The sequence below is a fragment of the Streptomyces sp. GLSS-08 genome, assembly GCF_056387915.1.
Genome location: NZ_JBWJAQ010000004.1, coordinates 300,714 through 314,548, shown reverse-complemented (window position 1 = coordinate 314,548; position 13,835 = coordinate 300,714). Strand labels below are relative to the sequence as shown.

At 72.7% G+C, this 13,835-nt stretch carries 10 protein-coding genes; 4 read left to right on the top strand and 6 right to left on the bottom strand.

Annotated elements, in window-relative coordinates; all coding sequences use genetic code 11:
* The first annotated feature begins 115 nt into the window (after positions 1 to 115).
* Both AC0ZLC_RS09435 and AC0ZLC_RS09430 read left to right on the top strand, forming a co-directional pair.
* On the top strand, positions 116 to 1,423 hold the full coding sequence (locus AC0ZLC_RS09435) for a carboxylate--amine ligase (RefSeq protein WP_476751590.1): 1,308 nt from the start codon (positions 116 to 118) through the stop codon (positions 1,421 to 1,423).
* A complete protein-coding gene (locus AC0ZLC_RS09430; RefSeq protein WP_476751589.1) occupies positions 1,423 to 2,688 on the top strand; it encodes an FAD-dependent oxidoreductase in 1,266 nt (421 codons plus the stop codon). Before AC0ZLC_RS09435 ends, AC0ZLC_RS09430 begins: the two co-directional genes overlap by 1 nt.
* Positions 2,689 to 2,733: 45 nt before the next feature.
* Here the strand turns inward: AC0ZLC_RS09430 and AC0ZLC_RS09425 are convergent, their stop codons facing one another.
* The 3 genes from AC0ZLC_RS09425 to rdlA form a co-directional block, all read right to left on the bottom strand.
* Positions 2,734 to 3,474, bottom strand: coding sequence for a chaplin (locus AC0ZLC_RS09425; protein WP_476751438.1), 741 nt, complete (start codon positions 3,472 to 3,474; stop codon positions 2,734 to 2,736).
* Positions 3,475 to 3,577: 103 nt separating this feature from the next.
* A complete protein-coding gene (locus AC0ZLC_RS09420; RefSeq protein WP_476751437.1) occupies positions 3,578 to 3,835 on the bottom strand; it encodes a chaplin in 258 nt (85 codons plus the stop codon).
* Positions 3,836 to 4,064: 229 nt separating this feature from the next.
* Complete coding sequence (gene rdlA, locus AC0ZLC_RS09415) at positions 4,065 to 4,457, bottom strand: rodlin RdlA (RefSeq protein ID WP_476751436.1); 393 nt, start codon at positions 4,455 to 4,457, stop codon at positions 4,065 to 4,067.
* A 249-nt stretch (positions 4,458 to 4,706) separates the two neighbouring features.
* On the opposite strand from rdlA, the gene AC0ZLC_RS09410 reads away from it, so the two are divergent.
* Together AC0ZLC_RS09410 and lacZ are read left to right on the top strand one after the other, a co-directional pair.
* Positions 4,707 to 5,099, top strand: coding sequence for a rodlin (locus tag AC0ZLC_RS09410; protein WP_476751435.1), 393 nt, complete (start codon positions 4,707 to 4,709; stop codon positions 5,097 to 5,099).
* Positions 5,100 to 5,351: 252 nt separating this feature from the next.
* Positions 5,352 to 8,546, top strand: coding sequence for a beta-galactosidase, LacZ type (lacZ, locus tag AC0ZLC_RS09405; protein WP_476751434.1), 3,195 nt, complete (start codon positions 5,352 to 5,354; stop codon positions 8,544 to 8,546).
* Here the strand turns inward: lacZ and AC0ZLC_RS09400 are convergent.
* The 3 genes from AC0ZLC_RS09400 to AC0ZLC_RS09390 form a co-directional block, all read right to left on the bottom strand.
* On the bottom strand, positions 8,543 to 10,099 hold the full coding sequence (locus AC0ZLC_RS09400; protein WP_476751433.1) for a vWA domain-containing protein: 1,557 nt from the start codon (positions 10,097 to 10,099) through the stop codon (positions 8,543 to 8,545). The two genes, lacZ and AC0ZLC_RS09400, sit on opposite strands and share 4 nt — an antisense overlap.
* 153 nt (positions 10,100 to 10,252) lie before the next feature.
* Positions 10,253 to 11,116, bottom strand: a complete 864-nt coding sequence (locus tag AC0ZLC_RS09395) for an ABC transporter permease (protein ID WP_476751432.1) — start codon at positions 11,114 to 11,116, stop codon at positions 10,253 to 10,255.
* Positions 11,113 to 13,764 carry an alpha/beta fold hydrolase gene (locus AC0ZLC_RS09390; protein ID WP_476751431.1) on the bottom strand — a complete coding sequence of 884 codons (2,652 nt, stop codon included), beginning with the start codon at positions 13,762 to 13,764 and terminating at the stop codon, positions 11,113 to 11,115. Before AC0ZLC_RS09390 ends, AC0ZLC_RS09395 begins: the two co-directional genes overlap by 4 nt.
* Positions 13,765 to 13,835: the final 71 nt, after the last annotated feature.

The following is a 13,835-nucleotide window of genomic DNA, read 5'->3' as shown; positions in this document are numbered from 1 at the left end:
CGTCTTGCGCTGTTCCATCCACTGACACTCAGTCATATAAATGCGAAGTCCGCCAACCGAGGGGCCGGAATTCGCGTGCTCCGATCACCCGCACGGGTGAATTGACATGAAGGAAATGCCCGTGTCGCTTCTCGACAGCCGCGTCCCCGCCGTTCTCCTGCGGATCGACCGGAATCCCTTTCACCACGGAACACTGGGCGCGGTGCGCTCCCTCGGGCGGGCGGGTGTGGACGTGCACGTGGTCGCCGAATGCGCCGGAAGTCCCGTACGCAGGTCGCGATTTGTGACCGAGCTGCACCCGCCGCCACCGCCCGGCGCGTCCCGCAGCGACATCGTCGCCACGCTGCTGCGGGTGGCCCGGCGTGTGGCGCGTCCCGCCGTCCTGATCCCCATGGACGACGCGAGTGCCGTCGCGGTGGGCCATCTGTGCGAGGAACTGAGGCCGGGTTACCTGCTGCCGCGGCAGCAGGGCCCGCTCGCCGAGTCCGTCGCCGACAAGGCGGAACTGGCCGGCCTGTGCGCCCGTACGGGCATCGCGCACCCGGTGACGCTGGTCCCGGACAGTCCCGCGGAGGCGGCGGCGGCGGCCTGGCGGCTCGGGATGCCCGTTGTGGCGAAGTGGAGCCGCCCGTGGCTAATGCCGGCCGGAACCGGGCTGCGCAGCACGGTGATCGTGCACTCGGCCCAGCAGGCGCAGGCGCTGTACCGGCGGTCGGCGGAGGCGGGCAGCCGACTGCTGCTCCAGGCCTTTCTGCCGCCCGGGCCGGACCGGGACTGGTTCTTCCACGGGTACGTCGACCGGTCGGGGGCCGTGCGGGCCGGCGGTCCGGGCCGCAAGCTGCGCGCCCAGCCGCGGGGCGCGGGCCTGACCGCCGTCGGCCAATGGATGCCGAACCCGCGGGTGCAGGAACTCGCCGAGAGGCTCGCCGGGGAGCTGGGCTACCGCGGCATCTTCGATCTCGACCTGCGCCGGGAGGGCGCGGACGGGCGCTATCACCTGCTCGACTTCAACCCCCGCCCCGGCGCCCAGTTCCGGCTCTTCACCGATGCCTCGGGGCTGGACGTCGTCCGTGCCCTGCACCTGGACCTGACGCACCGTCCGCTGCCGGACCCGACGCCGCGGCCCGGTCGGACGTTCGTCGCGGAGAACTACGCCCCGCTGACCGCGCTCGGCACGCGGCCGGGCGGGCGGGAGCTGGCCTGGCACGCCCGCGACGACCTGGGACCCGGGATCGCACTGTGGGCCCTGTGGTCCCGCCATGTGGCGGCGCGCCTGCTGGACCGCGCGCCGCGGACCGCGATCGCACCACCGCTTCCCCGGCCCGCACGACCGCCGGACACCAGGAATCCGTTGCCCGATGACGTGAGGCCGGTGCGCGACGCGCGTCCGCCGGCCGACGACGAGAAAGCGAGTACGTGCTGATGTACGACCTGCTGGTGGTAGGGGCCGGTCCCTACGGCCTGTCCATCGCCTCCCATGCCGCGGCCGCCGGTCTGAGCCTGCGTGTCTTCGGCAGACCCATGGCGTCGTGGCGGGACCACATGCCCCGCGGCATGTTCCTCAAGTCCGAGCCGTGGGCGTCGAATCTCTCCGACCCGCAGGGCCGGCTGCGGCTGGACATGTACTGCGCCGGGCAGGGGGTACGGGCGCGGCACGGGGAACCGATCCCCGTGGAGATGTTCGCCTCGTACGGCCTGTGGTTCGCGCGTCACGGCGTGCCAGGCGTCGACGAGCGGACGGTGACGCGCGTCGGCACCGTCCCCGGGGGCTTCGAGGCGGTCACCGAGGACGGGGAGGTGCTGCGGGCGCGGACGGTGGCCCTGGCCGTGGGTGTCCTGCCGTTCGTCGAGATCCCGGCGGCGCTGCGCGGCCTGGACCCCGAGTACGTCTCGCACAGCAGCCACCACGGCGACCTCGCCCGGTTCCGGGACCGGGACGTCACGGTGGTCGGCGGTGGCCAGGCGGCGCTGGAGACGGCGGCGCTCCTGGCGGAACAGGGCACCCGGGTGCGGGTGCTGGCCCGCGCGGACCGGCTGTACTGGAACGAGGTGCCCCCACCCTGGGAGCGCCCGTTGTGGCAGTCGCTCCGCGCCCCGCACAGCGGCCTCGGCTGCGGCTGGCGCAACTGGTTGTACGCCGAGCGTCCGGGCCTCTTCCGCCGCCTGCCGGCGCCGACGCGCGCCCGCGTCGCGGCGACGGCCCTCGGCCCGGCGGGTGCCTGGTGGGTGCGCGACCGGGTGGAGCCCGTCGTGGAGGTGCTCCTGGGGCGGGAGGTGTCGGCGGCACACGACGCCGGGGGCCGCGTCCGCCTGGAGACGGTGGGCCGGGCCGGTGACCTGACGGTCCTGGACACGGAGCACGTCATCGCGGCCACCGGGTTCCGGGCGAGCCGCGAACGGCTGGGACTGCTGGCGGACGACGTCCGCGGCGGCCTGGAGACGATGCCGGACGGATCGCCCTACGTGGGGCGGGACTTCGAGTCGTCGGTGCCCGGGCTCTTCATGGCCGGGCTGATGACGGCGGCCGGCTTCGGGCCCGCGATGCGCTTCGTGCACGGCGCCTCTTTCACGGCGGGCACGCTGGTGCGCGGGGTGCGCCGACGGCTGCACGAGGGGTTGCGGGACGGGTGGGTCCCGGCGCCCGCACTCCGCTCCCCGGACGGGGCGCTGGACACGGCAGGGCGGTGAAGCGGGCCTGGGTGCCGGGCAGACTCGTCCGGCACCCAGGAGCACCTAATGACGGGACGCCACTCGGCCTCGCCGGTACAGGACGGCCCCGCCGATCAGCAGCGCGGCACCGGTGGCCCCGGCGGCGAGCACGCCCTCACCTCCGGTCTGGGCCAGCGAGGACGAGTCATCCGGGCCCTCCGGCGTGTCGGCGGGCGGCTGGGCCCGGGTGTGCTCGGGAGGGCTGACCGGTGAGTCACCGGGCGGCCGCTCGGACGGGGTGTGCGGTGGGGTGTCTTTGGCCTCCTCGCCGCAGCGGTTGCCGAATGCCGGGTTCAGCAGGGCGACCACGTCGACCGTGTTGCCGCACACGTTCACCGGTACGTCCACCGGGACCTCGACGTTGTTGCCGCTGCCGACTCCGGGCGAACCCTTCGCGATGCCGTCCGCCGAGGAGCCGGAGTGCCCGTGCGAACCCGGCCCGTCCCCGTATCCGGCACCCTCGCCGTAGCCCCCGCCGTGGTGGGAGGGCCGGTGCGGAGCGCCGTGGGCGCCGCGGGAAGCGGAGATGTTGGCACACGAGTTGCCGAAGGCCGGATTCAACGCACCCGCCACGTTGACGGAGTTGCCGCAGGCGTTCACCGGCACGTGCACGGGCACCGACACGTTGTTGCCCGACGCGACACCGGGCGAGTCCGACGTGGCTCCGCCCGCGTGCGAGTCCGCGAAGGCGGGGGCGCCGTACATGGACACGATGCCCGTCGCGGCCGCGGCCACGACCATTCCCCTGCTCAGAGTCTGTCGCAATGTCGTTGTCTTCCTGCTGGTAGAAGTGGGAAAGCCGGCCCTGGCACCGTGAAGGTCATCCAAGGCCGGCGGGACCGAGCCGGACGGCTGGTGCGCTCCGACGTCAGGCGTTGACGCAGGCGTTGCCGAACGCCGGGTTCAGCAGACCGATCACGTTGATCGTGTTGCCGCACACGTTGGCGGGAATGTGAACGGGAACCTGGACCACGTTGCCCGACAGGACACCCGGGGACCCGATGGCGGCACCCTGCGCGTCGGCGTCGGCGAAGGCCGGGGCGCCCATGCCCAGAGCCATGATGGTGCCGGCGATGGCAGCTGCGCTCTTCTTGTGATTCACGTGCTTTCCCTTCTTTGCGGTCATGCCCCTGAGACGGCCGGAACCGAGCGAGCACCTTGGAAACGGCTCGCAGCACGACCTGCATGCGGTGAACGAGGACGGAGGTCCGAAGAAACTACGGAACGAAGGCCGCTTGATAATTCACTCGAACGCTGTACACAGAAAACGACGGCGCCGGTGGGATGCACGTGGGTAAAGGCCCGGGCGCCCCGCACGGAGAACCGCGGGCACCCCGGGCTGCACCGGGAGCGTCTCAGCCTTCGCTGTTGGCGGACAGGACCGAGATGTCCTCGAGGACGTGCGACAGGGCGCCGTCCCGCTTGGCCTGCGTCGAGTTGTCGCTGCACTGCTGAGCCAGGTCGTCCGACAGGATCGGGACGTCCTGGATCGGGACGAGGTTGACGACGGCGACGTTGACGTCCTCCAGCGCGAGGCACGGCTTGTTGAGCGTGCCCTGGACCAGGGACAGCTGCGGGCTCATGTCGCCCTTGGTCGTCGAGTTGCCGAAAGCCGACGTCGCGCCGTTCCCGTTGGCGACGGAGGGTCCGGCGTCGTCACCGATGGCAAGGGCCTGGGGAGCAGCCGCCACCGCCATACCGATCACGGAAGCGGTGGCCGCTGCGGCGACCATAGCCTTCTTGAGCACTTCGGGTTCCTTTCCTCGTAGCGACGCACTGTCGTACTGCCTCATCAACCCGGCGTCACAGGATTAGTTGCGGGCGTTCACCCGGTTGGCCGACAAGCGGTTCGCGACAGCTACGAGAAATCAAGGGTTTCAGCGGGTAGGTACACGCATGGGGTATCGGCCGTGCGGGTGAACAGGGGAAACCATCCTTGCCAAACGGAGTTGGCCATGGCGCTCCGGTGGACGGGGTTTCTAAGAAGGGACTGGCCAGTGATCAAGAAGGTTTTTGCCGCTGCGGCGATCACCGCTTCCGTCGTGGGCGCCTCCGCTGCCGCGGCTCCTACGGCGATGGCGATCGGTGACGACAAGGGGCCGGCCATCGCGAACGGCAACGCGGCGATGCAGAGCTTCGGCAACTCGGCCACGTACGGCGACATGAGCCCGCAGATGGCGCTCATCCAGGGCTCCTTCAACAAGCCCTGCATCGGTCTGAACGACATCAACGTTCCGATCGTCAACCTCATCCCGATCCAGGACGTCCCGGTCCTCTCGGACGATCTGAACCAGCAGTGCACGGAGAACTCCACGCAGACCAAGCGCGACGGCGCGCTGGCGCACCTGCTGGAGGACGTGTCGATCCTGTCCGCCAACGGCGAGGGCTGACACTCCGGGCGCGCGAGGGGCGGCGCCACCGACCAGGTCGGTGGCCCCGCCCCTCTTCGTGTGCCGGCGCCGTTTCAGCGCTCCAACGGGTCGCGCACGGGCGTCGCCGGGAAGGGGTCCGCAGGGCCCTGCCCCTCCGATGGCCTCTGTCCCTGTGCGCCAAAGGGAGTTGTGTGGCCCGTGGAGCCTTGCGTGCCGACCGGTCCGGTTCGATGCTGGCGCTTCTTGTTGTCTTACGTGCGGAGTCGCAGCGTGAGTGCTGACACACCGACCAGCCACCGTCCGAGCCGCCGCACCCTCCTCGCGGGTGGCGCTCTCGCGGGATGGGCCGCCCTCACCGCGCAGAAGGGAGCGTTCGCCGCGGACGCGGGGGACGCCGCGTGGGACGCGCGGCCGGGCGTCTTCCAGATCGGCCGCGAAGCGGCACGTGCCCGCCTCGTGCCGTACGCGAGTGCCGGTGACGCGCTGCGCGGGAAGTTCGCCGAGTCGCCGTACCACCATTCGCTGAACGGGACTTGGCGCTTCCACTGGGCCCGGAACCCCGACCGGCGGCCCGTCGGGTTCGAGGACCCGGACTTCGACGACGGCGGCTGGGACCGCATCCCGGTCCCGTCGAACTGGGAGATCGAGGGGTACCCGGAGCCGATCTACCTCAACGTCAGGTATCCGTGGATCGGCTACGAGACCCCGGCGCCGCCGCGGGTGCCCCACGACTTCAACCCGGTGGGCTCCTACCGCCGTACCTTCACCGTGCCCACAGGCTGGTCCGGGCGGCGCACGCTGCTCTCCTTCCAGGGCGTGAAGTCGGCGTTCTTCGTCTGGGTCAACGGCGAGCGGGTCGGCTACAGCGAGGACAGCTACACCCCCGCCGAGTTCGACATCAGCCGCCGGCTGCGGCCGGGGCGCAACACGATCGCCGTCGAGGTGTACCGCTGGTCCGACGGCAGCTGGCTCGAGGACCAGGACATGATCGACCTGTCCGGGATCTTCCGGGACGTGTACCTGTACTCGATCCCGCCGGTGCACGTGCAGGACCTGTTCGTGCGGACGGAACTGGACCCGGCGTACCGGGACGCCGTCCTCGCGGTGGACGTCGCCGTACGCGACCGCGGCGGGGAGCGGCCGGGCGGGTACCGGGTGACGGCGGAGCTGTTCGACGCACGCGGGCGCCGCGTGCCGGTCCCGGTGCCGGCCGGGGACGTGGAGTTCGGTGACGGTGACGCGGAGGTCCGGCTGCGGGCGGACGTGACGGCGCCCGCACTGTGGTCGGCCGAGGCTCCGAACCTGTACACGCTGGTCGTCACGCTCGCCGACGCCTCGGGCCGGGCCGTCGACGTGCACAGCACCCGGGTGGGCTTCCGCGAAGTCGGTTACGGGCCGGGGAAGTTCACTCTCAACGGCAAGCCGCTGATGTTCCGGGGCACCAACCGCCACGAGTCGGATCCCGACCGCGGCCAGGCCGTCGACGAGGCGCGGATGCTCCAGGACATCCGCCTGATGAAGCGGTACAACATCAACGCCGTCCGCACCTCGCACTACCCGAACCACCCGCGGTGGATGGAGCTGTGCAACGAGTACGGGCTGTACGTCGTCGACGAGGCCAATCTGGAGACGCACGGGGTGCGGGACACCCTGCCGGGGTCGCTGGCCGAGTGGACCGACGCCTGTGTGGACCGGGTCCGCTCGCTCGTGGAACGCGACAAGAACCACGCCTGCGTCGTCCTCTGGTCGCTCGGCAACGAGGCGGGCAAGGGGTCGAACTTCCAGGTCATGGCCGACTGGGTGCACGCCAGGGACGCCTCGCGCCCCGTCCACTACGAGGGCATGAACTCCGTTGCCGACGTGCACAGCGAGATGTACACCAGCCCGGCGGGCGTGGAGGCGTACGGCAGGTCCGGCAACCCGAAGCCGTTCATGCTGTGCGAGTACACCCACTCCATGGGCAACAGCGGCGGCAACCTCCGGGAGTACTGGGACGTCTTCGAGCGCTACCCGAACCTGCACGGCGCCTTCGTCTGGGACTGGACGGACCAGGCGGTCCGGCTGCCCGTGCCAGGGGACGCGCGGCGCACCTACCTGTCGTACGGAGGCGACTGGCACCCCGGTTATCCGACGGACGGGAACTTCTGCTGCAACGGTCTCGTGGCGTCCGACCGCTCGGTGCACCCGGGGCTGATCGAGGCGAAGAAGTGCTACCAGCCGGTGGGGATCAGGGCGGGCGAGCTGTCCGAGGGGACCGTGAAGGTGCGCAACAAGCACCTGTTCAGCGGGCTGGACGCGTACGACCTGCGGTGGTCCGTCACCCGGGACGGCGACCGGGTGCAGCACGGCACGCTCGCCGCGCCCGCCGTCGCGCCCGGGTCGGAGGGGACCGTCCGCGTCCCGTACCGCAGGCCCGTGGCGCCGGAGCCCGGAGCCGAGTACTTCCTCGGGCTCTCCTTCGTCCTGCGGGCCGGGACGAGCTGGGCCGGCGCCGGGCACGAGGTGGCCGCGGAACAGCTCGCGCTGGACTGGCACACGCCCGCGCGGACGGCGGCCGCGCCGCGCGGTGACCTCACGCCGGTGGAGACCGACACCGAGGTCGCGGTGACCGGGCGGGAGGTGGAGGTGGTGCTCTCCAAGGAGTCCGGGACGCTCTCCGCGTACACCTGGCGCGGGCGGCGGCTGCTCGTCGAGGGTCCCGTGCCGAACTTCTGGCGCGGGCCCACCGACAACGACATCGGGCGCAGGTTCCCGGCCACCGCGCGGACCTGGCGGGAGGCCGGCGCCCGGCGGACGGTGACGTCGGTGAGCGTCACGCGGCCCGCGTCCGGCGAGGTCGTCGTCGAGGTCGGCTGCACGCTGCCCACCTCGCCCGGCGCCTGCACGTGGCACACCGTGTTCACCGTGCGCGCCGACGGCGAGGTGCGGGTCCGGCACACCCTCGACGCCGCGGCCGGGCTGCCGGACCTGCCCATGGTGGGCGCCCTGCTGACGGTCCCGGCCGGTTTCGAGAGGCTCGACTGGTTCGGCCGGGGGCCGCACGAGAACTACCAGGACCGCAGGAGTGCCGCGTTCGTGGGCCGCTACCGCTCCACCGTCGACGAACAGATGGCGCCGTACGTCCGCCCCCAGCAGACGGGCAACATGACGGACGTACGGCGGCTGTCGCTGACCGACCGGGCCGGTGACGGGCTCTGCGTGCTGGCGGACCCGGCGGACGGCGAGCCGCTCCTGGAGACCAGCGCCCTGCATCACTCGCCGTTCGACCTGGACGGGCCCCGGCACCCCCATGAGCTGAAGCGGCGGGACGAGACGGTGCTCCTGGTCAACCACCGGCAGATGGGCGTCGGCGGTATCAACTCGTGGGGCGCGGCACCGCTCCCGGAGTACGTGCTGCGCTCGGGGCGGACGTACACGTACGCCTACCGCCTGCGGCCCGCCCAGGGGCAGCCCGTCCGACGCTAGTCCCGGAGGCGGTCGGCCCGGCGGACCGCGTCGGCCAGCCGGCGCACCGCCTCGTCCTGCGCGCCGGTCGCCAGCCGGTCGGCGCGGTCGGCGAGCCGGCCGAGCGAGGGGCGGGCCGGGAGCGCGGGCCGGCGGTCGTCGCCCCTGCGGAGGTCGTCGGCGAAGTAGGCGGCCACGGCGGCGACCTGGAGGCCGGGCGACGCCCTCCACAGGTCGTCGCCGAGGGAGGCCGCCTCCAGCCGGCCGGACTCCTCGTGCGGGCTGCGGTCGCCGGGGTCGAGCCAGCGGACGCTCGCGGTGGCGAGATGCCCGGAGGCACCCGGCCTGGTGCGGACGGCGTACAGGGCGGTGACGGTGTGGCCGGGGCCCACCTCGCCGCCGTCCACCCGGTCGTCGCGGAAGTCCTCGTCGGCGACCTGCCGATCGTCGTAGCCGACGAGCCGGAACGTCTCGACCGTCGCGGGGTCGAAGGCGACCTGCGCCTTGGCGTCGCGGGCCGTGAGGTCGATGTTGCGAGGGAGTTCCTCGCAGAAGACCTTCCTGGCCTCCGCGTCGTCCGAGACGTAGGTGGTGTGGCCGTCGCCCTTGTCGGCGAGGCGCTCCATCAGGGCGTCTCCGTAGTCGCTGCCGACGCCGACGCCGAACAGGGTGATGCCGTGCTCGCGGCGGGCGTCCGAGACACGCTCCAGGATGCTGTCCGCGTCGGTGTCGCCGGTGTTGGCGAGCGCGTCGGAGAGCAGGACGACCCGGTTGGTGGCACCCTCGCGCAGACCCTCCACGGCGGTGTCGTACCCGGCGCGGACGCCCTCGCCGAGGTTGGTCGAGGACCGCGGCTCCAGGCGGCGGACCGCGGCGTGGACGCGGTCGCGGTGGCCGCCGAGCCGGGTCATCGGCAGGACGGTCTCGGCCTCGTCGCTGAAGGCGACCAGGGCGACCGCGTCGTCGTCGCGCAGCCGGTCCGTCATCACCCCGAGGGAGTCCTTGGCCAGGTCCAGGCGGCCCGGTTCGGCCATGGAGCCGGAGACGTCGACGACGAAGGTGAGGGCGGCGGGCGCGCGTTCGCCCTCGTGCCGTTCCTCCCGGGTGGCGAGGCCGACACGGACCAGCGACCAGTCCTCGGCGTCGGTGCGGGCGCCGTCGACGGTGACCGAGAAGCCGTTGCCTTCGGGGCGTTCGTAGTCCTGGCGGAAGCTGTTGACGAACTCCTCGGGGCGGACGGTCGCCGGGTCGGGCAGCCGGCCGTCGGCGAGGGTGCGGCGGGCGTAGCCGTACGAGGCGGTGTCGACGTCCAGGGCGAAGGTGGAGAGGTAGTCGGGGGACGGGGCGGCGTCACGGTCGCTGTCGCCGGTCTCCTCCCCGGGCCGCTCGCCCTCCGAGGTGCCCGGCCCCGGCGCGGGGGCGGGCCAGCCGGTCCCGCCGGCACGGGACTTCGCGGCGCCGTCCGACGCCCTGCTGCCGTCCGCGCCGCCGCCGCAGCCCGTGAGCAGCAGGCCGCCCGCGAGCGTCAGCGCGAGCAGCCCCCCGCGCAGCCGCCGTATGTGGTCCATCCCCATCCGTGCCCCCTCGGTGAACGGTCCGGCTCCTGGCCTACGTCTGTGACTGTGACGTCCGAGGGGGCCGGGATGTGCGCCACGGGGCGTTGCGGATGCGTCTCGATGCGGCCACGGCGAGGGGCCGCCGAGACCGGCGGGTGACCTTCCGGACACCTACGACACGATGTCCTTGCGCCGGAAGCCGCGGAAGGCCAGGGCGAACAGCACGAGCGCGTACGCCGTGGACACCGCGGCGCCCTGGATCATGCCGCTCCACTCCAGGTCCGGCTGGACGGCGTCCGCCCAGGCGAACTGCCAGTGCGCGGGCAGGAAGTCGCGCCAGTCGCCGAGGGCGGTCACCGCGTCCAGCACATTGCCGGCGATGGTCAGTCCGACCGCGCCGCCGACCGCGCCGAGCGGGGCGTCCGTCCTGGTCGACAGCCAGAACGCGAGCCCCGCGGTGACCAGTTGCGACACGAAGATGTACGCCACGACGATCAGCAGGCGCTGGGTCGCGGTGCCCGTGGACAGCTCTCCGCCGGTCGGGACCTCCAGCGGGCCCCAGCCGTACGCCGCCGTGCCCACCGCCAGCGCGACGACCGGGAGGAGCACCATGGCGGCCAGGCTGAGGCCGAGTGCGACGGTGAGCTTGGACAGGAGCAGCCGGGTCCTTGGGACCGGCGCCGCCAGCAGATAGCGCAGCGACGACCAGCTCGCCTCGGAGGCGATCGTGTCCCCGCAGAACAGCGCCACCGGGATCACCAGCAGGAAGCCGGCCGACACGAACAGGTTCACCGCGGCGAAGTTCGCGCCGGACGCGGTGGCCGTGTCCATCAGCGTCACCTGGCCGTTGCGCCCGCCCGGTTCGCCGCCGATCGCGAAGGCGACGACGAGGACGAACGGCAGCAGCGCGAGCACGGCCCCCATGACCAGGGTGCGGCGGCGCTTCAGCTGCCGTGCGAGCTCCACCCGCAGCGGCAGGGTCCGTCGCGCCCGGTACCCGTCGGCCGTCTCGGTCCGCTCGGTGAGGGTGCTCACGCGGAGCCTCCGATCAGGGTGAGGAAGGCGTCTTCGAGCCGCCGGTGGGGGCCGACCGACCGGACGGGCACATCGAGCCGTACGAGTTCGACGACCAGGGTTTCCGCGCTTGCTCCGGTGGCCAGCCGGACCAGGAGTCCGTCGTCGGTGACGACGGCGGAGGTCACGCCGGGCAGCGCGCCGACCTTGTCGGCGAGCGGCTCGGCCACGGGTGAGCCGGTGCCGACGAGGAGGGTGTCGCCGGAGCCGATGATCTCGTGCACAGGTCCGGCCTGGACCAGCCTGCCGCGGTCCATGACCACCAGGTGGGTGCAGGTCTGTTCGACCTCGGCCAGGAGGTGGCTGGAGACGATGACGGTACGGCCGGCCGCGGCGTAGCGGATCATGACCTCGCGCATCTCGCGGATCTGGGGCGGGTCGAGGCCGTTGGTCGGCTCGTCCAGGATCAGGAGGTCCGGCATGCCCAGCATGGCCTGGGCGATGGCGAGGCGCTGGCGCATGCCCTGGGAGTACGTGCGCACCGCGCGGGCCAGTGCGTCGCCGAGGCCGGCGATCTCCAGGGCCTCGTCCAGGTGGGAGTCCTCGGGCGGGCGCCCGGTGGCCCGCCAGTACAGCTCAAGGTTCTCGCGGCCCGAGAGGTGCGGGAGGAATCCGGCGCCCTCGACGAAGGCGCCGACGCGGGAGAGCACCGGGGCGCCGGGCCGGATCGCGTGCCCGAAGACGCGGATCTCGCCGTCGTCGGGGCCGATCAGGCCCATGAGCATGCGCAGGGTGGTCGTCTTGCCCGCGCCGTTCGGCCCGAGCAGGCCGAGGATCTGGCCTCTCTCGACGCGGAAGGACAGGTCCCGTACCGCGTACCGGTCCGCCGACTTCGCGTACCGCTTGCTCAGTTCGGTGATCTTCAGGGGGACGTCGGCCAGTTCGGGGTCGGGCTGCCCGGCGGCGGCACGGCGGCGGCCGGTGAGCAGCAGGGCGAGCGCGACCAGGGCGCCGGCCACCGGCAGCCACCACACCCAGGCGGGCAGCGGGGCGGCCGCGGTCCGCACGTCCGGCGCGGTCGGGACCCGGAGGTCGCCCTTCAGCGACACCGTGTACGTGGCGGGGGCGGCCGGGGACGCGTAGCCGAGGTCCGTGGAGGCGAGGGCCAGGCGCAGCCGGTGGCCCTTGCGCATCTCGTGGTCGATGGCGGGCAGGGTCAGCCGGACGTCCTTGCCGGCCTTCGCGCCCTCCACCCGTACGGGCGTCACCAGCTGGGCGGGCAGCAACTGCCGGGAGTCGCCGGGTCCGACGTCGTACACCTTCCCGAAGAGGACGGCGTCGTCGGTGGTCGACTTCACGTGCACGGTCGCCGTCGGAGATCCCGTGATCCGCAGGTCCTCGGTGAGCGGGGCGGAGGTGAACTTCGCGAACTGCCCCGGGAAGTCGACCGACACCCCGACGCCGAGGGAGGACAGCTGGGAGATGCCCCCGGAGTCGTCGAGGCCGGGGAGGGCCGAGATGGCGGGCGGGCTGGCACCCGCGGGGTTGCGGACGCTCTGCTCGCGCCCGCTCAGCGCGACCTTCCGCAGTCCGCTCTCCAGGCCGGGGTAGGTGTCCGCGCTCGCGCCCCGCAGCTGTGCGGCGCCGTCCGTGGAGTCGACGCCCCCGGTGCGGGTGACCCGGAAGGCGGGGCCGGTGCCGGCGCTCTCGTCGTCCTTCAGGTAGCGGTCGAACCACGTGGTGACGCGGGCGTGGACCCGGTCGCTCTCCTTGTCGCCGCCGTCGTGGCCCCCGGAGATCCAGTCGACGCCGACCGGTGCGCCGTTGGCCCGGATCGCCTTGGCCGTCGCGTCGGCCTGGCCGAGCGGGAACAGCGAGTCGGTCTGGCCCTGCACCAGGAGCGTGGGCACCTTGATGCGGTCGCCGACGGCGGACGGGGAACGGGCTTCGAGCAGGGCGCGCGCCCGCGCGTCCGGCTTCCCGGCCTCCGCGACCCGGTTGTACATGGCGCACAGCCGTGCCTCGAAGCGTTCGCAGCCGCCGCCGGAGGTGATGAACAGGCCGGCCCACAGCTTCTTGAGGACCCCGTTCGGGAAGAGGGCGTCCGCCAGGTTCCAGTAGGTGATCGACGAGGCGACCGCGTCGACCCGCCGGTCGTACCCGGCGGCCAGCAGGGAGACCGCTCCGCCGTAGGAGGCGCCGCTGAGGCCCACCCGCGGGTCGCCGCGCCCGTCCAGCTCGACCTCGGGCCGCTCGGCCAGCCAGTCGATGAGCCTCGAGACGTCGGCGACCTCGCCCCTGGGGTCGTTCAGGCCGATCTTTCCGGTGGAGCCGCCGAAGCCGCGCGCCGACCAGGTCAGCACCGCGTATCCGTGGCGGGCGAGCTGCTCGGCCTGGTCCCGCACGTCCGCCTTGCTGCCGCCGAAGCCGTGGGCCAGCAGCACGGCAGGGCGGCGGCCGGAGCCCGCGGTGAAGTACGACGTGTTGATCCTCACCCCGTCGCCCATGGCCATGGCCCGGTCGGCGCGGTGCACGGGCGGCGGCTCGTCCGAGGCGGCGGCCGTCCACGTGCCGGCACCGGCGAGCACGACGACGGCGGCCGCGGCGGCGGCCCACCGGCGAGGCCCCCGCGGTGCGGGTCCGCGCAGTCGGGGCAGTCGAAGATCCATGCGTCAACCGTAAGGGGGGCCGCCGGCAACCGATGCAGCCACCGGGCTGAACCCGGGCCCCTCCCCCGGGC

What these genes read in the sequence shown, in the direction of transcription:
- AC0ZLC_RS09435 (WP_476751590.1), top strand. Translation starts at nt 116, where the DNA reads ATGCCCGTGTCGCTTCTCGACAGCCGCGTCCCCGCCGTTCTCCTGCGG.
- AC0ZLC_RS09430 (WP_476751589.1), top strand. Translation starts at nt 1,423, where the DNA reads ATGTACGACCTGCTGGTGGTAGGGGCCGGTCCCTACGGCCTGTCCATC.
- AC0ZLC_RS09420 (WP_476751437.1), bottom strand. Translation starts at nt 3,835, where the DNA reads ATGACCGCAAAGAAGGGAAAGCACGTGAATCACAAGAAGAGCGCAGCT.
- AC0ZLC_RS09400 (WP_476751433.1), bottom strand. Translation starts at nt 10,099, where the DNA reads ATGGGGATGGACCACATACGGCGGCTGCGCGGGGGGCTGCTCGCGCTG.
- AC0ZLC_RS09390 (WP_476751431.1), bottom strand. Translation starts at nt 13,764, where the DNA reads ATGGATCTTCGACTGCCCCGACTGCGCGGACCCGCACCGCGGGGGCCT.